At 67.5% G+C, this 20,854-nt stretch carries 21 protein-coding genes; 11 read left to right on the top strand and 10 right to left on the bottom strand.

Going from position 1 to position 20,854, the window contains the following annotated elements; translation table 11 throughout:
• Positions 1-93: 93 nt before the first annotated feature.
• Positions 94-1,284: a divergent polysaccharide deacetylase family protein gene (locus ACP7BH_RS15065; protein WP_425987084.1), complete on the top strand. Its 1,191-nt coding sequence runs from the start codon at positions 94-96 to the stop codon at positions 1,282-1,284.
• Positions 1,284-1,760: an RNA pyrophosphohydrolase gene (locus tag ACP7BH_RS15060; protein WP_425986528.1), complete on the top strand. Its 477-nt coding sequence runs from the start codon at positions 1,284-1,286 to the stop codon at positions 1,758-1,760. The genes ACP7BH_RS15065 and ACP7BH_RS15060 overlap by 1 nt, the downstream gene beginning before the upstream one ends.
• 49 nt (positions 1,761-1,809) lie before the next feature.
• On the opposite strand, the gene ACP7BH_RS15055 is transcribed toward ACP7BH_RS15060, so the two are convergent.
• Positions 1,810-2,289 carry an Hsp20 family protein gene (locus ACP7BH_RS15055; RefSeq protein ID WP_425986526.1) on the bottom strand — a complete coding sequence of 160 codons (480 nt, stop codon included), beginning with the start codon at positions 2,287-2,289 and terminating at the stop codon, positions 1,810-1,812.
• A 271-nt stretch (positions 2,290-2,560) separates the two neighbouring features.
• On the opposite strand from ACP7BH_RS15055, the gene ACP7BH_RS15050 reads away from it, so the two are divergent.
• The 3 genes from ACP7BH_RS15050 (at position 2,561) to ACP7BH_RS15040 (ending at position 5,423) form a co-directional block, all read left to right on the top strand.
• Positions 2,561-3,367, top strand: coding sequence for a class I SAM-dependent methyltransferase (locus ACP7BH_RS15050; protein ID WP_425986524.1), 807 nt, complete (start codon positions 2,561-2,563; stop codon positions 3,365-3,367).
• 101 nt (positions 3,368-3,468) lie between these two features.
• Complete coding sequence (locus ACP7BH_RS15045) at positions 3,469-4,392, top strand: class I SAM-dependent methyltransferase (RefSeq protein WP_425986523.1); 924 nt, start codon at positions 3,469-3,471, stop codon at positions 4,390-4,392.
• Positions 4,389-5,423 carry an alpha/beta fold hydrolase gene (locus ACP7BH_RS15040; RefSeq protein ID WP_425986521.1) on the top strand — a complete coding sequence of 345 codons (1,035 nt, stop codon included), beginning with the start codon at positions 4,389-4,391 and terminating at the stop codon, positions 5,421-5,423. Before ACP7BH_RS15045 ends, ACP7BH_RS15040 begins: the two co-directional genes overlap by 4 nt.
• 4 nt (positions 5,424-5,427) lie before the next feature.
• On the opposite strand, the gene ACP7BH_RS15035 is transcribed toward ACP7BH_RS15040, so the two are convergent.
• The 3 genes from ACP7BH_RS15035 to ACP7BH_RS15025 form a co-directional block, all read right to left on the bottom strand.
• Positions 5,428-5,880, bottom strand: a complete 453-nt coding sequence (locus tag ACP7BH_RS15035) for a hypothetical protein (protein ID WP_425986518.1) — start codon at positions 5,878-5,880, stop codon at positions 5,428-5,430.
• Positions 5,881-6,070: 190 nt separating this feature from the next.
• Complete coding sequence (gene hisN / locus ACP7BH_RS15030; protein WP_425986516.1) at positions 6,071-6,856, bottom strand: histidinol-phosphatase; 786 nt, start codon at positions 6,854-6,856, stop codon at positions 6,071-6,073.
• 47 nt (positions 6,857-6,903) lie between these two features.
• Positions 6,904-7,290, bottom strand: coding sequence for a helix-turn-helix domain-containing protein (locus ACP7BH_RS15025; protein WP_425987083.1), 387 nt, complete (start codon positions 7,288-7,290; stop codon positions 6,904-6,906).
• A gap of 179 nt (positions 7,291-7,469) precedes the next feature.
• Between ACP7BH_RS15025 and ACP7BH_RS15020 the strand changes: the two genes are divergently transcribed.
• Entirely contained in the window at positions 7,470-7,724 is a 255-nt protein-coding gene (locus ACP7BH_RS15020; RefSeq protein WP_055754335.1) for a GlsB/YeaQ/YmgE family stress response membrane protein, read from the top strand.
• Positions 7,725-7,866: 142 nt separating this feature from the next.
• Here the strand turns inward: ACP7BH_RS15020 and ACP7BH_RS15015 are convergent, their stop codons facing one another.
• Positions 7,867-8,364, bottom strand: coding sequence for a hypothetical protein (locus ACP7BH_RS15015; RefSeq protein WP_425986514.1), 498 nt, complete (start codon positions 8,362-8,364; stop codon positions 7,867-7,869).
• Positions 8,365-8,549: 185 nt separating this feature from the next.
• On the opposite strand from ACP7BH_RS15015, the gene ACP7BH_RS15010 reads away from it, so the two are divergent.
• Positions 8,550-10,175 carry a GNAT family N-acetyltransferase gene (locus tag ACP7BH_RS15010; protein ID WP_425986512.1) on the top strand — a complete coding sequence of 542 codons (1,626 nt, stop codon included), beginning with the start codon at positions 8,550-8,552 and terminating at the stop codon, positions 10,173-10,175.
• Here ACP7BH_RS15010 and hemW read toward each other — a convergent pair.
• On the bottom strand, positions 10,172-11,332 hold the full coding sequence (hemW, locus tag ACP7BH_RS15005) for a radical SAM family heme chaperone HemW (protein WP_425986510.1): 1,161 nt from the start codon (positions 11,330-11,332) through the stop codon (positions 10,172-10,174). The genes ACP7BH_RS15010 and hemW overlap by 4 nt on opposite strands.
• Positions 11,325-11,939 (bottom strand): RdgB/HAM1 family non-canonical purine NTP pyrophosphatase, encoded by a 615-nt coding sequence (rdgB, locus tag ACP7BH_RS15000; RefSeq protein ID WP_425986508.1) that lies wholly within the window; start codon positions 11,937-11,939, stop codon positions 11,325-11,327. The genes hemW and rdgB overlap by 8 nt, the downstream gene beginning before the upstream one ends.
• 453 nt (positions 11,940-12,392) lie before the next feature.
• On the opposite strand from rdgB, the gene ACP7BH_RS14995 reads away from it, so the two are divergent.
• The 3 genes from ACP7BH_RS14995 to ACP7BH_RS14985 are packed head-to-tail and all read left to right on the top strand — an operon-like array spanning position 12,393 to position 13,849.
• Positions 12,393-13,007 (top strand): DUF2975 domain-containing protein, encoded by a 615-nt coding sequence (locus ACP7BH_RS14995; protein WP_425986506.1) that lies wholly within the window; start codon positions 12,393-12,395, stop codon positions 13,005-13,007.
• Between the two features lie 24 nt (positions 13,008-13,031).
• The gene (locus ACP7BH_RS14990; protein ID WP_017504942.1) at positions 13,032-13,271 is read left to right on the top strand and encodes a helix-turn-helix domain-containing protein; all 240 of its coding nucleotides are present in this window, start codon (positions 13,032-13,034) and stop codon (positions 13,269-13,271) included.
• Positions 13,268-13,849 carry a Smr/MutS family protein gene (locus ACP7BH_RS14985; RefSeq protein WP_425986504.1) on the top strand — a complete coding sequence of 194 codons (582 nt, stop codon included), beginning with the start codon at positions 13,268-13,270 and terminating at the stop codon, positions 13,847-13,849. Before ACP7BH_RS14990 ends, ACP7BH_RS14985 begins: the two co-directional genes overlap by 4 nt.
• A 67-nt stretch (positions 13,850-13,916) precedes the next feature.
• On the opposite strand, the gene ACP7BH_RS14980 is transcribed toward ACP7BH_RS14985, so the two are convergent.
• Both ACP7BH_RS14980 and ACP7BH_RS14975 read right to left on the bottom strand, forming a co-directional pair.
• Positions 13,917-14,558, bottom strand: coding sequence for a TetR/AcrR family transcriptional regulator (locus ACP7BH_RS14980; RefSeq protein WP_135193997.1), 642 nt, complete (start codon positions 14,556-14,558; stop codon positions 13,917-13,919).
• A 192-nt stretch (positions 14,559-14,750) separates the two neighbouring features.
• On the bottom strand, positions 14,751-16,589 hold the full coding sequence (locus ACP7BH_RS14975) for a cation:proton antiporter (RefSeq protein WP_425986502.1): 1,839 nt from the start codon (positions 16,587-16,589) through the stop codon (positions 14,751-14,753).
• 156 nt (positions 16,590-16,745) lie between these two features.
• Here ACP7BH_RS14975 and ACP7BH_RS14970 point away from each other — a divergent pair, with 156 nt between their 5' ends.
• Positions 16,746-18,869 (top strand): M13 family metallopeptidase, encoded by a 2,124-nt coding sequence (locus tag ACP7BH_RS14970; RefSeq protein WP_425986500.1) that lies wholly within the window; start codon positions 16,746-16,748, stop codon positions 18,867-18,869.
• 367 nt (positions 18,870-19,236) lie between these two features.
• Here the strand turns inward: ACP7BH_RS14970 and hisS are convergent, their stop codons facing one another.
• Complete coding sequence (hisS, locus tag ACP7BH_RS14965; protein WP_425986497.1) at positions 19,237-20,751, bottom strand: histidine--tRNA ligase; 1,515 nt, start codon at positions 20,749-20,751, stop codon at positions 19,237-19,239.
• Between the last annotated feature and the right edge of the window lie 103 nt (positions 20,752-20,854).

Raw genomic sequence — 20,854 nt, 5'->3', positions numbered from 1 at the left:
ACCGAGATCATGGTGAACCGGCCGTTAGGGTTTCTTAACCGGCGCGGAGCGATGATGCGGGCCTAGGATTCCAGATCGGTTCCGTCCTTGCCCATGTTCGCCAAACGCCAATCCGCCCTCGCCGCCGCCGCCGGAGCCGCTCCGCGCGCAAAGGACGGCCCGAGCCTCACGCCCGTCATCAACGCCCTGAAGAAGCCGCCGGTCGTGGCGGGCCTGGCCGGGCTGTTTCTGCTGAGCACCAGCGCCCTGTTCCTGACGGTGCTGGGCGATCCCAAGGCCGGCACGCCCTCGGCCCATGTGGCGCTGGAGCGCGAAGCCCCAGCGCCGCAAGCGCCGGCGCCGACCGGGTTCGAGGCCTTCTCAATGGGGGCGATGGGGCTCTATCAAAATCTCGCCGGCGGCGGGGACGCCGCCACGGGCGGCGAGGCCATGATCACCCTGCCGGACGGCGGCAGCGTCTCGGGCGGCGGCGCGGCCTATAGCGCGCCGGTCCATGCCGCCTCGCCCTTGGCCAAGGCGCCGATCGCGGGCCTGTCGCAGCCCGGCCCGAACGGCGTCCTGCCGATGATCGCGCCCGACGGCCGCGTCCCGGCCCAGGCCTATGCCCGACCCTTCCGACCGAACGGCAAGCCGCGCGTGTCGCTGATCGTCGGCGGTCTCGGATTGAATGCGGTTACGACGCGGGCCGCCATCGAACGCCTGCCGCCGGAAGTGACGCTCAGCTTCGTGCCCTATGCCGACAACCTGCAATCCTGGATCGACCAGGCGCGGGCGCAGGGCCACGAGGTCATGCTGGAAATGCCGATGGAGCCGACCGGCTATCCCGACAACGATCCCGGCCCCTATACGCTGCTGGCCGACGGCGGCGCCGACGACGTGACCGCCAAGATGGACTGGCTGCTGGGCCGGGCCACCGGCTATTTCGGCGTGACCAACTATCTGGGCGACCGCTTCTCAAGCTCGGACACGGGCATGAACGCCTTCCTGGGCATCCTGCGCCAGCGCGGCGTCGCCTTCCTGGACGACGGCTCGTTCCAACGCCGGCCGGGAGCCTGGGCGCGGGCCAGCGCGGACCGCGTCATCGACCGGACCCAGTCGCCGGCCGCCATCATCGCCGCCCTGAACGGGCTGGAAGCCCAGGCCAAGCTGCGCGGCTCGGCCCTGGGGACCGGCTTCAGCTATCCGGTGACGGTCGAGGCCGCCGCCCGCTGGACCGCAGGTCTGGAACAGCGCGGCCTGCAACTGGCGCCCGCCTCGTCCATGTCGATGCGGCCGGGCCGCTAGTGTCTGATCTCCACGCCTATCGGCCCAATGTCGGGGTCGTGCTGTTCAACCGCGACGGCCTGGTCTGGTACGGCCAGCGCCACGCCACCCCCGGCCCGCATAACTGGCAGTTTCCGCAAGGGGGCGTCGATGCGGGCGAGGATCTGGAAGCGGCGGCCCGCCGCGAACTGCGCGAGGAGACGGGCGTGACCTCGGTCGAACTGCTGGCGCGGACCGACGACTGGATACTGTACGACTTTCCGCCCGAGGCCATGAACAACGCCAAGGCCTGGCGCGGCTTCAAGGGTCAGAAGCAGCAGTGGTTCGCCTTCCGCTTCACCGGCGACGAGGCCGAGATCGATCTGGCGGCCGACGACGACGTCGAGTTCGACGCCTGGCGCTGGGGCCCGTTGTCGGACGCCTGCGACCTGATCGTGCCGTTCAAGCGTCCAGCCTATGAACAGGTCGTCGCCGCCTTTTCGCATCTGGCGGCATAGAAAAAGGGCGGCGCGAACGCCGCCCTTTCAGAGTTCGCCTTGAAACGGCTCAGGCCGCTTCGGCCTTCTTTTCAGCCTTGCCTTCGATCAGGGGCTGGCCGGCGCCGATCTCGATGCGGCGGGGCTTCAGCGCCTCGGGCAGTTCGCGCTTCAGCGAAATCGACAGCAGGCCGTTGACCAGGTTCGCGTCGGTGACGACGACATAGTCGGCCAGCTGGAAGCGGCGCTCGAAGTCGCGCTCGGCCAGGCCGCGATGCAGATAGGTCTTCTGTGCGGCGCCGTCATCGTTGGCGGTCTTGCGGCCGGTCACGGTGAGCAGGTTTTCCTTCACCTCGATATTCAGCTCGTCAGGGCCGAAGCCGGCGACGGCGATCTCGATGCGATAGGCGTTCTCGCCCGTGGTCTCGATATTGTAGGGCGGATAGCCCGTGTCTTGGCTGGTCGTGCGCGAGGCGCTTTCCAGCAGATTGGCCAGACGGTCGAAGCCGACGGCCGAACGGTACAGCGGGGTGAAATCATAGGTACGCATCAGCATCCTCCTGAGGATCAGCAAGGTTGAGCCGCCCGGCGGTTTGGCCCGGACGGTAGGGATGCAGTCCGACGACCCGAAACCGGCGTCGTCAGTCTGGAGAACCCGAAATCGGCGCTCTCGGGAGAAGAGATGGTGACCTGCAAAACCGCGTCAAGGGGCGCGGCGGCGAGGATTTTGATTGCGTCAAATTGGCCGGCGTCTCGCGAACGTCATTTGCTCGGACGCCGCGCCTGCCTATGGAGGAGGACCTGAACCCGGAGCCCTGATCATGCGCCCTGCCGTCTTTGGCCTCGCCGCCGTCCTGCTGTCCGCCGCCCCTGCCTTGGCCCAACAGTCGCCCCAGACCGAAGGTGCCTGGACGCCGCCGCGCTCGGCCCTGTCCAGCGCCCTGCCGACCTTCGCCGAGGACACGGCCTTGCAGGCCGCAGTCGCCGCCGAGACCCGGCCCGCCGCCGACCGCGCGCGCGACGTCTATCGCCACCCTTACGAATCCCTGACCTTCTGGGGCCTGACGCCGGGCATGACGGTGGTGGAGATCGAGCCGGGCGGCGCCAGCTGGTGGCGGCATATCCTGGAACCCTATGCGGCGGCGACTGGCGGTCGCTACGTGCCCGTCAACCGCCCGTTGGATGACATGGGAGTGGCTGAAGGCAGCGCGGACTTCATCCTGGTGGCGCGGGCCTTCCACAACTGGTCGCGCAACGACCGGACCCAGCCCTATCTCCAGGCCTTCTTCAAGGCGTTGAAGCCGGGCGGCGTTCTGGCCGTCGAACAGCACCGCAGCGCCGAGGGGCTGAACGTCGCCGAGGTGGCCTCGACCGGCTATGTGCCCGAAAGCTACGTCATCCACGAGGCACGCAACGCCGGCTTCGTGCTGGAGGCGCGCAGCGAGCTGAACGCCAATCCCAAGGACGATCACGACCATCCGTTCGGAGTCTGGACCCTGCCGCCGATCCGCCAGTCGGCGGCGCGCAACGATCCGTCGGGCCGCACCCTGACGCCCGAGGAACGGGCCGCCTTCGACGCCATCGGCGAGAGCGACCGGATGACCCTGCGGTTCCGCAAGCCGGAATAGCCGGAATAGGGGTTCGCGTTTTGACCGGGCCCGCGAACCCCATTAAGCCCAATCCGCCAAGGTGTGTCGGACGCGGGTCCCGATGTCTGCGGGAGTGTTGAATGGCTGATTGTCTTGCGAGCGCGGGCGGATTGTCGCGTCGGTTCCTGCTGAGCGGCGCTGCGGCGTTGGCTTTGACCGGCGTGGCGGCTTGCGGACGCAAGGACGAGGCCGCCAAGGCGCCCGAGGCGCCGCCCACGCCCGCCGGCCCCGCCGAAGGGTCGCTGGAATGGGCGGTCCAGGGCTCCTGGCGTTCGGCCCAGGACAAGGCGCGCGACGCCTTCCGTCATCCGATGGAGACGCTGCGGTTCTTCGGGCTTCAGCCGCGCATGACGGTGGTGGAGTTCTGGCCCGGCAGCGGCTGGTACACCGAAATCCTGGCCCCCTATCTGGCCAAGGGGGCGGGGACCTATGTCGCCGCCTTGTTCCCGGAAGGGCCCGCCGCCGATCCGGCCCAGGCCGTGCTGAACGCCGCCTTCCGCACGCGGTTCTCCAGCGACAAGAAACTGTATGGCGAGCCGCAGTTCACGGTGTTCGGCGCGGGGTCCGGCCCGGTGACCGCAGCAGCGGGGACGGCGGAACTGTGCCTGTTCATGCGCACCCTGCACGGCTGGATGGCGGCGGGCATCGTCGAAAAGGCCTTCTCCGACGCCTTCGCCGCGCTGCGGCCCGGCGGCATATTGGGCATCGAGCAGCACCGGTTGTCGCCGGAAGAGGATCAGGATCCGGTCGCCGCCAACGGCTATGTCCAGGAGGCCTTCGTGCGCCAGCTGGCGGCCGAGGCGGGCTTCGTCTTCGTTGCGGCGTCGGAGATCAACGCCAATGAAGCCGACACCAAGGACCATCCCTTCGGCGTCGACACCCTGGCGCCCACGCGCCTGACGGCGCCGCGCGGTGAGCCGGCCGATCCCGCCTTCGACCGTTCGAAATATGAGGCGATCGGCGAGAGCGATCGCATGACCTTGAAGTTCAGGAAGCCCGAGTGAACCGCGCCCAAGCCTTCGCCGCCAACGCCCCCTTGATGGGGGTTCCCGGCGCCGCCTCGCCCCCCGGCGGCAAGGGCGACTGGTTCCGCGGCGCGGGTGGAATGCGCTTGCGCGCCGGCCTTTGGAAGCCGTCGCACCTGAGCGCGGACAAGGTGCGCGGCACGGTGGTGCTGAGCCCCGGCCGCACCGAGCCGATCGAGAAATACTACGAGGTCATCGGCAACTTCCTGGCGCGCGGCTGGTGCGTGTTGAGCCATGACTGGCGGGGCCAGGGTCTGTCGGCCCGCCTGCTGCCCGACCGGTTGAAGGGTCACGCCCGTGCGGTCGAGGAGTTTCTGGACGACTACAATCGCTTGCTGAACGCCTATGAGGATCAGTGTCCCAAGCCCTGGATCATGGTGGGGCATTCGATGGGCGCCTGCCTGAACCTGCTGACCCTCGAAAGCGGTGAGGATCGGTTCGCGGGCGCGGTCCTGTCCAGCCCCATGCTGCGGATCAAGACCGGCAAACGGTCGATGTGGTCGGTCAAGCTGGTGGTGCGCTGGAACATCCGCCACGGCCAGGCGGGCGACTACATTCTGGGCGACCCCGACGATCCGTTCGACCACAACTTCGCCGAGGACGCCCTGACCTCGGACGAGAGCCGATACGAGATCTGGCGCCAGCAGCTGTACGCCTGCCCGCACCTGGCTATCGGCGGCCCGACCTACGGCTGGCTGGCCTTTGCGCTGGACGCCGGCGAGAGGGCGCTGAAGCCCAAGGCCCTGAAGGCGGTCAAGACGCCGGTCGTCATCGTCCAGGCCGACGCCGACGACGTCGTGTGGAAACAGACGAACCGCTGGGCCGCCAAACGCATCCCTCGCGGCCGCTATGTCGAGGTGGCTGGGGCCAAGCACGAGGTCATCATGGAGGCCGACGACCTGCGCGCCGTCTTCCTGAACGAGTTCGACGCCATGGCCGACATGGTCGCCCCGACGGCGGATGCGGTCACCGATCCGTCGGCGCGGACGGTGGACGTGACGGCCAGCTAACGTCTCAGGCCGCGGTTTCGGTGCGCCAGCGCCGATCGATCGTCTGGGTTATGCCGCACAGCTGGAGAAAGGCCACCGCAACGCCATCGCCTGTATCCGCCTTGACCAGCAGCGGCAGGACCAGCCACTCGCGGGGGAACCGCATCACCATCACGTCGTCGCTGGTGCGCAGATGGGGGCAGTATTTCATCGAGCGATCGACGCAGCGGCGATGCAGGGGCGCGATCGAGCCGGCGTCGATCATCACCCGGTCGTCGGCGATGTCGTCGCGAACCTGACCGCCGCGCGCCCTGAGCTGACCGGCGCATCGCCGCGCAGCGATCTGGGTCCAGCGATCGGTCTCTTTGGTCGGTTCGCCGCACATCGGGCACAGCATGCGCGCGACCGTGAGACGCTGTCGGACGAGGTGGTTCTTCGAATATTGCGGCTTACCGCTGCCGGGATCGCTGGCCTGCATCAGGGCAAGGCGTCCGCCGACGGTCCGGCATGACGCAGCGCCTATGATCGCTTCGCCGCTCCAGCTCGTGACCCAAGGCACGTCGACGCCCACAACCAGTTTGGACGGCCCAGGCATCAAAATCGTTCCCTAACTGCGAGCACCCTGACGCCGTCTCGCGACCTGCGTCAATATGCACCAGTCGAGGTACTCAGACCGCCGCGCGTTTCAGGGTCACCAAGGCCTGATCAATCAAACGGGCGTCGCCGACGGCGAGGATCTGGCCGTTGTCGTCCGGCGCCGCGCCGCGCCAGTTGACGACCTTGCCGCCTGCGGCCTCGATGACGGGGACCAGGGCGGACCAGTCCCAGGGCTTGAGGCTGGTCTCGGCGACCAGGTCCATCTTGCCCGCCGCCACCATCGCATAGGCGTATGCGTCGCAGCCCAGGCGGGCCAGGCGAGCGGTGGCGCGGACCTGGGTCCAGGCGCCCAGTTCGGCGCCGTTGAAGATGTCGGGGTCGGTGGTCGAGATGACAGCGTCTGTCAGTTTCTCGCAAGCCCTGACGGCCAGCGCCGTCTGGGTCTCGCCGCGCAGCAGCCGCGCGCCGGACGGGCCGCCGATGAAGATCTCGTCCAGATAGGGCTGGGCGATGACGCCGACGGTGGGACGCGCCTCCTGGCGCAGGGCGATCAGGGTGGTCCACAGCGGCAGGCCCGAGATGAAGGCGCGGGTGCCGTCGATGGGGTCCAGCACCCAGACATGTTCGGCGTCGGGGCGATCCTGGCCGTATTCCTCGCCGATGACGCCGTGGTCGGGGTAGCGGGCGGCGATCAGGCGGCGGATGGCGGCCTCGGCCTGTTTGTCCGCCTCGGTGACCGGGTCGAAGCCGGCGGCGCCGCCCTTGTCCTCATGCCCGATGTCGGAGCGGAAGAAGGGCAGGGTGACGCGCGCGGCTTCGCGCGCCAGCTCGATGGCGAAGGCTTCATATTCGGTCATGAGGCTCCCTTACCGTGCTTTCGCCGGCTTGGGCGCCCCTCAGCGTCTCAGGCCGGGGCCACATCCGTGTGCAGGGACTTGGCCAGGTCCAGCAGGCGGCGACGGGGCCGTTCGTCCAGCTGATAATAGGCCTGGATCAGGTCCAGGGTCTCCTTGCGCGAGAAGACCTCGCCGCCCTTGGGCGGCGGCGCGTCGTTCTCCATCGCCTCGGCGAGACCGTCGTAGAAATAGGCGACGGGCGTTTCCAGCGCCTCGGACAACTGCCACAGGCGGGCGGCAGAGATGCGGTTGGCGCCGCATTCGTATTTCTGGATCTGCTGGAAGCGGATGCCGACCTGGACGGCCAGCTGTTGCTGGGTCAGGCCCAACAGACGCCGGCGGCGACGCAGGCGGCGGCCCAGATGCAGGTCGATGTCGGCGGCCATGGCCGTGATCCTCGTCTCAACGTCTGTCCCGATGCGGGACGACACACCTCGATGGCGGCAATCGTCGTGCCGGATCGCGTCCGAGGCGAGTTCGGCGATATTGCGGCGAACGTGAAGAGACGACGCAACCGTATGGCCCGAACTGCATTTACTGCTGCAGCTTGGCTTTTAAAGGAAGGAACCACAGCATGGGTTTGGGAATCATTGGTTGGCTCGTCATCGGCATCGTCGCCGGCTGGTTGGCTGAAAAGGTCATGGGTCGTAATCACGGCCTGCTGACGAATCTGATCGTCGGCGTCATCGGCGCTCTGCTCGGCGGCTTCATCTCCAACAACATCTTCGGCACGCCGGTCGGCGGCTTCAACTTCGTCACCCTGATCGTGGCGTTCCTTGGCGCCTGCCTGCTGCTGTTCCTGCTGGGACTGGTCAAGCGTCGCGCTTGATCCGGCAATAGGCTGAAGACGAAGAGGGCGGCTCGAAAGAGCCGCCCTTTTTGCTGCGCGATGTCGTTGATCGATTGCAGACAAACGAAAGGGCGATCGGGAAACCCGACCGCCCTTCGTCATTCAACCTTGAAAGGCTGTTCTATTGCGGCTCGGTCGGAGCCGGGGTCGCCGCGTCCGGAGCGGGGGTCGCCGGCTCGGTCATCGCCGGGTCGGTCGGTTCCGTGGTCGGCGCGGCCATCGGGTCCGAAGTCGGAGCCGGTGCGGGGGCAGCAGTCGGAGCAGCCGGTGCGCCGGCGATCGGGGCAGCGGCATCGAACTCGGCCTTGGTATAGGCGACGACGACGCCGGTGCCTTCCTGGCGGATGCCGCTCAGCGGCACGGCGCGAAGCTGGCCGTCTGCGCCGCGAACGGTGAGCTCTTGCTTGCCTTCGGCATTGGACTGAACGCCTTCCAGCTTGCCCAGCTCGCCGTCAGGACCTGCGACGCTCGAACCGGGGTTGAGCGAGAGCGATTGCTGCGAGGACGCAGCGGCGGCAGGCGCAGCAGCCGGAGCGGGCGTGGTTTCTTGCGCCATAGCCGGCGCGGCGGTCATGAAGGCGGCGGCAGCGCCGGCCAGAAGAACAGTCTTGATGGTCATGGGAGAACGTCCCCGGTTACGCGAGCCCGACGCCCGCACCGCAATATACTCCCCACGTTACGGATTGTTTCACCTGCCCAGAAATGACCTTGGGAGCGCCCCGGTTGGACGATTCTTGGTCTATGTTCGGGCAATCACGATTCGAAAGGCCACGCTTGTCCAGCCGACCCAAGCACGCTTCAGGTTTGATCCGCCGTCTTCTGGGCTTGGCCTATGAGCTGACGCCGCAGATCTTCGCCATCGTGGCGTTCGTGGCCGGGGCCTTGATGCTGGTCACGGCGGTGACGCCCGAGTTCGACGACCGGCTGCGACGGCTGACCGGGGTCGTGTCTCCGATTCTGATCGATCTGTCCCACTTCGTGGCCAGCATCGCCGGCTTCCTGTTGCTGTTGTTGTCGGCGGGGCTGTGGCGCCGTCGGCGCGGGGCCTATTGGGCGGCTTTGCTGGTGCTGGCGACGGGGGCGGTGTTCTCCATCCTGAAGGGACTGGATTGGCAGCAGGCGATCAATCTCGTGATGGTCGCGGCCCTGCTGGCGCCCTGCCGGTCGGCCTTCAATCGTCGGTCGAGGTTGAGCGAACCTTTGCGGCCCAGCTGGCTGCTGCTGCTGACGGCGGTGGTGGCGGCCATGCTGTGGCTGGGCTTCTTCGCCTATCGCGACGTGGCCTATAGTGATGAGCTGTGGTGGCGTTTCCTCAGCGATCGCCAGGCGTCGGGCTTCCTGCGCGCGGGTCTGGTGCTGGCGATCCTGACGCTGGTCGTGGCGGGGCGCTCCTTGCTGAGTTCACCGGGCGCACACAATCACGGCCCGGCCAGCGCCGCCGACATCGAACGCGCGACGGCGGCGCTGAAGGCGGCGGATTCGGCCACGCCCGAGGCCTGGTTGGCCATGCTGGGCGACAAGGCCCTGATGTTCAGTCCGTCGGGATCCAGCTTCCTGGCCTATCGCGTGCGCGGGCGACGCTGGATCACCATGGGCGAACCGGCAGGCCTGAAGAGCGAGCGTCGTGAACTGCTGTGGTCCTTCGCCGAGATGGCCGACAGCTATGGCGGCGCTGCGGTCTTCTATTCCGTCAGCGAGGATATTCTGGGCGACCTGGCGACGATGGGGCTGGCGGTGCGCAAGGTCGGCGAGACGGCGGTGATCGAGGCCGACAAATTCTCCATCGAGGGCAAGGGCAAGCAGAACCTGCGCACGGCCGTCAATCGCGCCGAACGCGAAGGTTCGTCGTTCGAGGTGCTGCCGCCCGGCGCGGCCGGACCCATCGCCGACGAGCTGCGTGAGATTTCGGACGCCTGGCTGGCCATGCATGAGGGGTCTGAGAAATCTTTCTCCATGGGGCGGTTCGACGCCGCCTATCTGGACCTGACGCCGCTGGCCGTGGTGCGAGAGGGCGGGCGGATCGTGGCGTTCGCCAATCTTTTGACCTCGCCGGATGAGGCCGCGGTGGATCTTATGCGCCACAGGCCTGACGCGCCGCACGGGGTGATGGATTATCTGTTCATCCGTTGCGCCCAGTGGGCCAAGGCGGAGGGTCTGGCCAGTTTCGACCTGGGGATGGCGCCGCTGGCGGGCCTGGAAGATCGCCGGATCGCCCCGGTCTTCGCGCGGGTCGGCGCCTTGGTGTTCGAGGAAGGCGGGGCGCTTTACGGTTTCCAGGGCTTGCGCAGTTACAAGGGCAAGTTCGGGCCGGACTGGCGTTCGCGCTTCATCGCCGCGCCGGTATCGACGCCGTTGCCGCTGGCGCTGCTGGACGTTGCGCTTCTGACGAGCGGCGGCTGGCTGGGGATGCTGGGTCTGAGGAAGGGCTAGGTCAGCAGCGCCTTCAGAACCCCGTCCAGCACCGGGCGGCCGCGTGCGGTGGCGATCAGCCGGTCGTCTTGCAGCATCAGGAAGCCGTCGGCGATCAGGTCCGCGACCGGCGCGCGCGCGGGCGACAGGTCCAGAGCCGAGAGCAGGCCCACAGGCGCGCCCTCGGTGGTGCGAAGGGCCAGCAGGAACCGTTCCTCGGCTGCATCGGCTGGGCTCTGGGCGTCGCGGTCGGACCAGGGCGTGCCGGCCGATACCCCCACGACGTAGTCGGCGATGCGGCGATGGGCGACGGTCGCGGTCCTGACGCCGTCCAGCGTCAGGCGGCCGTGGGCGCCGGGGCCGAGGCCCAGATAGTCGCCGCCGCGCCAGACATGCAGATTATGCGACGACCGGGCGGCCGGGCCGCGCGCATGGTTGGACACCTCATAGGCGTCGAAGCCGGCGGCCGAGAGGACGGTCTGGGTGATTTCATAAAGAGAGGCGGCGCGGTCCTCGTCGGGCGGCGTCAGGGTGCCGCGCGCGAAGGCCCGGCCGAAGGCGGTCGTGGGCTCTATGGTCAGCTGATAGGGCGAGACATGCTCGAACCCCAGGGCCAGGGCCGTGGTCAGTTCGGCGGCCCACGCGGCGGGCGTCTGGTCCGGGCGTGCGTAGATCAGGTCGATGGACAGGCGGTCAAAGGCGCGGCGGGCCAGATCGACCGCGCGCAGGGCCTCGGCCGCCGAATGGTCGCGACCCAGAAAGCGCAGGGCGGCGTCGTCCAGCGCTTGCACCCCCATCGACAGGCGATTGATCCCGGCGTCGGCCAGTGCGGCGAACCGCCCGGCCTCGGCGTCGGTCGGATTGGCCTCCAGCGTGATCTCGATGTCGCCGGCGGGCGGGAACAGGTCGCGTGCCGCCGCCACGACGCGGGCGACGGCCTCGGGCGCCATCAACGACGGCGTGCCCCCGCCGAAGAAGATCGACGCCAGTCGTCGTGGGCCGGTCAGAACCCTCTGGGCGCGTAGATCGGTCAGGATCGCCTCGACCAGCCCGGCCTGCTCCTCGCTGCGTCCCCGGTCGCGCACGACGTTGAAATCGCAATAGGGGCAGATGCGCGCGCAATAGGGCCAGTGGACGTAGAGGCCGATGTCGATCCCTGGATCGCGGGGATCAGTCAATCAGGGCGGCCTTCAACTTGGCGAAGGCGCGGGTGCGGTGGCTGATGGCGTCCTTGGCCTGCGGCTCCATCTCGCCGAAGGTCTGGTCGCCGCCGTTGGGCCCGTCGTCAGGAATGAACAGGGGGTCGTAGCCGAAGCCTCGGTCGCCGCGCGGCGGGAAGGTCAGTTGGCCGTGGACCTCGCCCTCGACCACCACGCAGGGCCCGTCGGGCCAGGCGACGGCCAAGGCGGAGGTGAACCAGGCGGCGCGGTCGGTCGCGCCGATCTCTTCCAGCCGTTCCTCGACCTTCTTCATGGCGACGGCGAAATCCTTGCCCGGTCCGGCCCAGCGTGCGGAGAAGATGCCGGGCGCTCCGTCCAACGCCGCGACCGACAGGCCGGAGTCGTCGGCCAGCGAAACCTCGCCCGACAGCTGGGCCGCATGGCGGGCCTTCAGCATGGCGTTGCCGGCGAAAGTGGTCTCGGTCTCGTCCGGCTCAGGCAGATTCAACTGGCCTGCGGTGACGATCTCGTAATTTCCGCCCAGCAGCGCCGAGATTTCTGGGACCTTGCCGGGGTTATGAGTCGCGACGACGAGCCGCATCCCCTTGATAAGCTTGAGATTCATCGACGATCACGCCCCTGAAACAGTCTATTGCCAAAGTTTAATATCGTTAAACGATATGTAACGTGCCTTTTCCGTCCGCACGGCCTATCTATTGATCGTCAGGAACGAGGTCGCAACGTTCATGACTTCCGCAAAAGCGGACACGATCATGCGAATAACAAATGCAAAGGGCGATAATCGCCCAAACAGGAAAGACGGAGAAATACCATGCACACGATGAACGTCTCGATGTGGCTCGACAAGGTCGGCGCTGCTTTTGTCAGCACCGTTCTGATCGCCGCCCTGCCGACCGCCCTGGTCGTCATTCTGTTCCAAGGCTTCTGATCTAGCCTTTTTCGATCAAGAGAGCTTTGACGACCTGTATGAAGACCGCGATGTATAGAGCCGCGCGCGGGTTCGCCGGACCCCGCGTGGCCACTGCCCCGCCTTCCCCGGCCTGAGATCAGAAAGACCATGCGCCTGCCGACGCCGCCAAATCCGCTGAAGCGAGGCGAGGCAAGCGCCCTGAAGGGGCTGAGCACCCTGCGTGTCCCCTTTAAAGCGATGGGGCCGGGCTCGGTCTCCAGCGTGCTGAAGGTGGTGCTGGACGTCGCCTATATCCTGCTCTGGCTGATCACCGGCCTGCTGCTGCTGCTGGTCATCGCGGCGATCTTCATACCCCTGGACAATGTGAACATCACCGTCAGCGGGGATTCCGGCGGCAAGCAACTGCCGCTGACGCGCACCCTGCTGCTGTTTGGCCTGGGCGCCGCGACGGCCTATTTCGGCGGCTTCATGCTGATCCTGCGCAGTCTGCGCCGCATCATTCGCACCCTGACCATGGGCGATCCGTTCCAGCCCGACAATGTGCGCCGTCTGCGCCAGATCGGCCTGACCCTGGCGGTCGTGACCGGCGGCGTCTGGGTGGCGCAAGGCTTCGTCGCCAAGCGGCTGGCGCCCGGCGTCATGGACCCGCAAGGGTTCGGCGAGCTGCTGACCCCGATCTTTTCCGTGCTGATCGTCTTCGTGCTGGCGGAGGTGTTCCGCGAGGGCGCGCGCCTGCGCCGCGAATCCGAACTGACGATCTGAGCCGTTTCGAATAGGATTTTCCGCATGGCCATCCGCGTCCAGCTCGACCGCGTCCTTGTGGAACGCCGCATGTCGTTGACCGAACTCGCCGACCGGGTCGGGGTGACGGTGGCGAACCTGTCGATCCTGAAGACGGGCAAGGCGCGCGCGGTGCGGTTCTCGACCCTGGACGCCCTGTGCCGCGAACTGGACTGCCAGCCCGGGGATCTTCTGGCGCACGAGCCTGGACCGGGCGACACGATCGAGGACGACGGCGAGGCATGAGGCGAAAGGGTCCGAGCCGCGACGAAAACGGACTGACGCCCGAAGACCGTCGCATCTGGACCCGCGTCGCCGGATCGGTGTCGGCGCCGAAAACGCGCAAGGCCGCCCGCGTCACCCCCGGCGCCGAAACCCCGCCCGAGATCGTCGTCACGCCGATGGAGCGCCCGCGTTCGCTGGCCAAGTCGTCGCCGAAACGCGTCGCCGTCGCGTCCCCGGTCGAGAAGCGCCCTTCGCCCCCACGCCCCAAGCCTGCGCCCGAGGATCTGGAGCCTCGTCGCAAGCAGCGGCTGTCGCGAGAGCGCGATCCCATCGAGGCGCGCATCGACCTGCACGGCTTCGGCCGGTTCGAGGCCGAGGACCAGCTTCGAGGCTTTTTGACCTCGTGCCAGGCGCGCGGGATGCGGGCGGTGCTGGTTATCACCGGCCAGGGCCGGATGGGCGGCGGGGTCATCCGCTCGGCCTTTGCGGAATGGATGTCGTCACCCGCGCTGCGCGGCGTGGTGTCGGGCTTCACCGTCGCCCACCAGCGGCACGGCGGAAACGGCGCCTTCTACGTCACCCTGAAAAGGCGCCTCTGACGGCCAAGAAAAAAGGCCGGACCCGCGCTGGCGGACCCGGCCTTTTCGAAAGCGGCTTCTCTTCGACTTACTTGGCGGTGATTGCGCCGGCCAGGATCACGTCGATCTGCTTGCCCATATGGTCCGACAGGGCCTGCGCGTCCCATTCGTCATAGGCGGCGCGGCGATAGTTCGACAGATAGGCGTCCCAGATCAGCTCGACCAGCAGGCGGCTGTCGGCGTCCTTGGACAGTTCGCCCTTGGCCACGGCCTCCTGCAGGATGCCGCCGATGGCAAGCAGCAGGTTCTTGGTCGCGGCGCGGGCGCGCATCTCGGCAGCGAGGGGCTGGAACCACGACCGGGCGACGATGGCCTGGAACAGGGGCAGCTGGTCCAGCGACGAGTGGTAGCCGGCGCTGAGGGCGGTGACGAGACGCTGGCGGACGGGCTCGCCCTTGGGGGCGGCGGCCTCGACCACTTCGGCGAGACGCGTCATGTCCTCGGTCAGGACGGCCTCGAACAGTTCGGCCTTGTCCTGGAAGTTGGCGAAGACGGCGCCGGTGGACATGCCTGCGCCCTTGGCGATGTCGCGGATGGTGGCGGGCTCGTAGCCGCGCTCGGCGAAGAGCGAACGGGCGGCGTCGAGAACCTTTTGTCGCGTGCGGATCTTGGCGGCCTGGCGCCGGTTCAGGCGGGGTTCGACGGCGAGGGTTGCGACAGTATCAGTCATAAATCAGGCTTTTACTCTACTTTAAGTCGCGGATGAGGGGGAGCATCCGCCATCGACTTCAGGTGAATATCTCGGCCCGAGGGCGGGACGGATGGGCGCTGCTGCTCCGAAGATGCAGGGATACGGAAGCCGCGCTTGCATCATGGAACCATGACGAAAATGGGTCCGCTTGGCGACCGTAGGTATGAGTCCCTAGTCTTGGCTGGGGGCAGTTTTGGCCGGACGGACAGTGCGGCGCAGCGCCCGGCTGGGGCGATTGCGGCGCTCGATCGGGGTCGCTGCCTGGAAGGCCTTGCGGAACTGGTCGCGCCGTTCGTGGATGGAAGCGAGCACCAGACCCATGGGCACGCCCAGATCGACCAGGGTGTTTTCGGCCAGCTGCAGGCTGGCCTCGGTCGTCTCCGGCACGGCGTCGGTGACGCCCAGTCCATACAGCCGCATGGCGTGCTGGTCGTCGCGGGCGCGGGCGATCAGGATCAGATCCTCGCGCATCGACCGCGCGGCCGTGACCACCTCGTCCACTTTGGTCGGGGCGTCCATGGTCACGATCAGGGCGCGGGTGGATTGCACGCCGCAGTGCTGCAGCATCTCACGGCGGCCGGCGTCGCCATAGAAGACGTCGAAGCCGTCGCGCCGGCCGGCCGAGACGGCGCCGGGATCGGTGTCCAGGGCGATGAAGGCCTGGTCGTGCTCCTTCAGCATCTCGCCGATCAGCCGCCCGACACGGCCGAAGCCGACGATGATCACGGCCCCGTCCATCGCCTCGGGCGGAGGAAGGTCGGGCAGGCGCTCGCCATCCGGCGCCGTCTTGCGCGCCAGCCGCTGACCCAGCAGGGCCAGCAGGGGGATGGAGAAGATGCTGACCGTCGCCGACAGGGCCACGGTGTTGGTCAGTTGGGGCGGCGCCAGGCCTTCGACCAGGCCGGTGGCGAAGACGACGAAGGCGAACTCGCCCGCCGGGGCCAGGACCAGGGCCGTCTCCAGCGCCGGTCGCGCGCCCAGGCCCCAAAACCGCGCCAGGCTGAAGATGACGCCCGTCTTCACGACCGTCAGCGCCAGGGCCAGGCCGAAGACGCCGACGGGATCGGCGGCGATGGCGTCCAGGTCCAGCCCCAGGCCGACCCCGACGAAGAAGACGCCCAGCAACAGGCCCTTGAACGGTTCGATGGAAACCTCGACCTCGCGCCGGAACTCGGTCTCGGCCAGCAGAACCCCGGCCAGCAGGGCGCCGATGCTCATCGACAGGCCGCTGGCCTGGGCGGCGAGGCCGGCGCCCACCACCACCAGCAGGGAGGCGGCGACGAACAGTTCGCCGCCCTGATCGACCTTGCGGGCCTTGGCCACCGACCGGAACATGGGCCGCAGCACGACGCGGCCCAGCAGGACCATCAGCCCCAGGCCGATGGCGGCCGGCACCAGGGTGAACAGGGCGCGCCCCAGGACGGCGGTGTCCAGCGCGCCGCCCTGCTGGGCCAAGGCCGCCAGGACGGTGACGGTGATCAGGATGGGGGCGACGGACAGATCCTGGGCCAGCAGGATGGCGAAGGTGGATCGGCCGACGGTCCCCTTCAGTCGCCCGCGTTCGGCCAGGACCGGCATGACCACGGCGGTCGAGGACAGGGCCAGGCCCATGCCCAGCACCACGGCGCTGGCCAGCGTCTGACCCATCAGCAGGAAACCACAGGCCAGAACGGCGGTGCAGACCACGACCTGCATCAGGCCCAGGCCGAACACCAGCCGGCGCATGGCGCGCAGCCGCTCCCACGACAGCTCCAGCCCGATCATGAACAGAAGAAAGGCGACGCCCAGTTCCGACAGCTGGGCCAACTGACCCGGATCGCCGATGGTCAACCACGACAGCCAGGGCACGCTCTGCGCGAACCGGCCAAGGCCGTCCGGCCCCAGCAGCACCCCCGCCGCCAGGAAACCCAGGATGGGACTGATCTTGAGCCGGTTGACCAGGGGCACGATGACGCCGGCGGCGGCCAGAAAGACCACCAGATCCTTATAGTCCCCGCCCTGACCGTGCATCCGCCCCCCTTATGTCCACGTATCAGACCCTGATCCCCGCGCCGTGGCGAGAGGTCGCATCTGAATCATGAACTTTTTTTAAGGCGACACCCCCCCTCGCCGGACTAGGGTCTGCGCCGAACCATCCAAATGCCGGGTGGGAACAGGGACATAGTGATGAAACGTCTGCTTATCGGGGCCGCCGTCGGCGCCCTTCTTCTGCCCGCCAGCACGGTTCTGGCTCAGGATATCGGCCACGACCACGCCTGCATCGACGACGCTTGCTCGATCGTTTCGCTGTTCTCGGGTGAAGAGGCGGCGGCGGGCTGGAAAGGCGTCGAGGCGCCCCGCTACGGGACCTGGGGCTTCGACATGGCCGGCCGCGACACATCGGTGAAGCCGGGCGACGACTTCTTCCAGTACGCCAACGGCAAGGCGCTGGAAAAACTGGTCATCCCGTCGGATCGCACCAGCTACGGCTCGTTCGCCCTGCTGCGCGAACTGTCGGACAACCGCATGAAGGAACTGGTGCTGGGCCTGGCGAACCGCACCGACCTGGCGCCCGGTTCGGACGAGGCCAAGGTCGCCGACGCCTATCGCTCCTATATCGACGAGGCGCGCATCGAGCAGCTGGACGCCCAGCCGCTGCAACCCTATCTGGCCGCGATCCGCGCCGCCGACAGCCATGAAAAGATGGCCGTCTATATGGGCCAGACAGTCGGCCGCTTCGGTTCGTCCTTCTTCGGCACCGGCATCACCATCGATTCCAAACAACCGACCCGCTACGTCGTCTCGACGGGCCAATCGGGCATCGGTCTGCCGAACCGCGACTATTATCTGGACGCGCGTTTCGCCGACAAGAAGGTCCTGTACGAGGCCTATGTCGCGCGCATGCTGGGCATGATCGGCTGGGCCAATCCGACCGAGACCGCCGCCCAGATCGTGGCTCTGGAAAGCAAGATCGCCGAGGCCCACTGGTCGCCGGCCGAGAACCGCAACCGCGACAAGACCTACAACGAGTTCACCATCGCCAAGCTGGCCGAGGACGCGCCGGGCTTCGCCTGGCAGGCCTATTACGACGCCGCCGAACTGGGCGGCGTGCCGCGCCTGATCGTGCGTCAGGACACGGCCATGCCCAAGATCGCGGCCATCTACGCCGAGACGCCGGTCGAGCTGTTGCAGGCCTGGGAAGCCTTCCACACCGCCGACGACATGGCGCCGATGATGTCCAAGCGCTTCTCGGACGCCCAGTGGGAGTTCCGCTCGCGCGACCTGTCTGGCCAGCCCGAGCAGCGCACCCGTGAAAAGCGCGCCATTTCCTTCGCCGAAGGTTCGCTGGGCGAGGCTGCGGGCCGGCTCTATGTCGCCCAGTATTTCCCGGCCGAATCCAAGGCCAAGATGGAAGAACTGGTCGCCAACCTGCGCACCGCCCTGTCGCACCGGATCGAAAACCTGACGTGGATGGGGACCGAGACCAAGGCGGCGGCGCAGGAGAAGCTGCGCAAGTTCACGGTCAAGATCGGCTATCCCGACAAATGGCGCGACTACTCCGGCCTGGAGGTCCGCCCCGACGACCTGGTCGGCAACGCCGAGCGCCGCGGCCTGTTCGAGTGGAACTATGACCTGGCCCGCCTGAACGAACCGGTCGACAAGTCCGAGTGGGGCATGACCCCGCAGACGGTGAACGCCTATTACAACTCCGCCAACAACGAGATCGTCTTCCCGGCGGCGATCCTGCAGCCGCCCTTCTTCGATCCGAACGGCGATGCGGCGGTCAATTATGGCGGCATCGGCGGGGTGATCGGCCACGAGATCGGCCACGGTTTCGACGACCAGGGCTCCAAGTCCGACGGCGACGGCGTGCTGCGCAACTGGTGGACGCCGCAGGACAAGGCCAACTTCGAGGCCCTGACGGCGCGTCTGGGTGCGCAATATGCGACCTACGAGCCGATCGCCGGCTACACCATCAACCCCGGCCTGACGATGGGCGAGAACATCGGCGACGCCTCGGGCGTGGCCGTGGGCCTGGAGGCCTATCACCTCTCGCTGAATGGCCAGCCGGCGCCGGTTCTGGACGGGGCGACGGGCGACCAGCGCTTCTTCTACGGCTGGGCCCAGGTCTGGCAGTCGAAATACCGCGACGAAGCCCTGAAGCAGCAGGTCGCCACCGACCCGCACTCGGCGGCCCAGTTCCGGGTCATCGGCCCGGTGCGCAACATGGACGCCTGGTACGACGCCTTCGACGTTCAGCCGGGCACGAAATACTATCTGACGCCTGAGGAACGCGTTCGCCTCTGGTAAGGTGACGCTTCTTCGATAAACGGAAAAGGCCGGGGTTCGCCCCGGCCCTTTTCATGTCGATGATCGCCTCTCGAAACCTCGACATCGCATCTACAATTTGTCGAGGTTTTTCAGAGATTGCGCTGGGCTCCAGGCGCGAAAAAGCCCGCTGCGGGGGATACATCGCAGCGGGCTTTCGCGCTCTTTGAAGAGCGGACGTTTCCTCCCCGAAACGCCTTCGAGTGCTGCGCGCTTGAGCAACGCTTGCCCTCGAGTGAGTTCATTTGACGCATCGGCCCCGTCCGCGTCAACGGCGGGTTTCGCCCGAGTCGAACTTTCTTCGACTTATCGCTGATAACCCATCTTCGAGACCTCTTATTATCGAAGCTTATTCGATAATGGATTTGATGGCGGCGACCAGACCTTCGCGAGGGAGTTTCATCTGGCCCGGACGTTCGGCCTTCCAGGCGTCGTTGTCGGTAATGGCGGCGGCGGCGGCGCGGCCGGCGTCCAGATCCTTGATGGTGACCTCGCCGGCGGCGATCTCGTCCCCGCCCAGGATGACGACGGCAGGGGCGCCGCGCCGGTCGGCGTATTTCATCTGGGCCTTCATGCCTGCGCGACCCAGATAGAGCTCGGCGGATACGCCCGCGGCGCGCAGTTCAGCGACGGCGGTCAGATAATGGGCCATGTCGTCCTCGGAGAAGACGATGACCACCACGGGGCCGCGCACGGCGTCCTCGGCGCCGCGACCGGCCGCGCGCAAGGCTGAGGCCAGGCGCGAGACGCCAAACGAGAAGCCGGTGGCGGGCGTGCTCTGGCCGGTGAAGCGGGCGACCAGGTCGTCATAGCGGCCGCCGCCGCCGATAGAGCCGAAGCGAACCGGGCGGCCCTTGTCGTCCACGGTGTCCAGCAGCAGTTCGGCCTCGAACACGGCGCCGGTGTAATATTCCAGGCCGCGCACGATGGTGGGGTCGAACTTCACCGCCTCCTGGCCGACCCGCATGGCGCCCAGCGCCCGGTCGATGGCGGCCAGTTCGTTCAGCGCCGCTTCGCCCGCCGCGCCCAGGTCACCGGAGCGGGCGACCGCATCCAGGGTCTCGGCGCGCGACAGGCCGGGGGTGTTGGCTGAAGCCAGGAAGGCTTCGATGGCGCCGGTCACCTTGGCCGGCAGGCTCGCGCCCTTGGTATAGTCGCCGGAGTCGTCCAGGCGGCCCTCGCCCAGCAGCTGGACCACGCCCTCCCAGCCCAGGCGGTCGAACTTGTCGATGGCGCGAAGCGCCGTCAGCCGCTGACCGGCCTCGGTCACCCCGCCGGCGTCGAACAGGCCGTCGAACAGTTTGCGGTTCGAGACGCGGATCTGGGCCTGGCCCGCGTCGAGGCCGGCGGAGCCCAGGCCTTCGCAAGCCATGGCGATGATCTCCGCGTCAGCCTCGGGCCGGTCGGAACCGACGGTGTCGGCGTCGCACTGCCAGAACTCGCGGAAGCGACCGGGGCCGGGCTTCTCGTTCCTCCACACCGGGCCATAGGCGTAGCGCCGGAACGGCTTGGGCAGGGTCTCCCACGTCTGGGCCGCGAACCGGGCCAGGGGCGCGGTGTGGTCGTAACGCAGGGCCATCCATTCGCCCGGCTCGTCCGACCCGGCGTCGTCCTGAAGCGCGAACACGCCTTCGTTGGGGCGGTCGGCGTCGGGCAGGAATTTGCCCAGCGCATCGGCGTATTCGAAGGCCGGCGTCTCCAGCGGTTCGAAGCCCCAGCGCTCATAGACCTCGGACACGCGCGCCACGATGCGGCGTTCAGCGGTCAGGTCGCGGCCGCGCTTGTCGGCGAAACCGCGCGGGTTGCGGGCAATGGGTCCTCGGGTCTCGCCCGAGGATGACGAGGTCTTGTCGGCGGTGCTCATGCCGCGCGCTTAAGCCAAGGGGAGGGCCATCGCAAATTGCATGGGCGGCGAGAGCGATATGGGAGGATCGACGAATGTCGGTTGATGGATGCAGACGATTGTT

The organism is Brevundimonas sp. TWP2-1 (genome assembly GCF_049897645.1).
GTDB lineage: Bacteria > Pseudomonadota > Alphaproteobacteria > Caulobacterales > Caulobacteraceae > Brevundimonas.
Note: the sequence above shows the minus strand (reverse complement) of the source record. Positions and strands in the feature narration are given on the sequence as shown.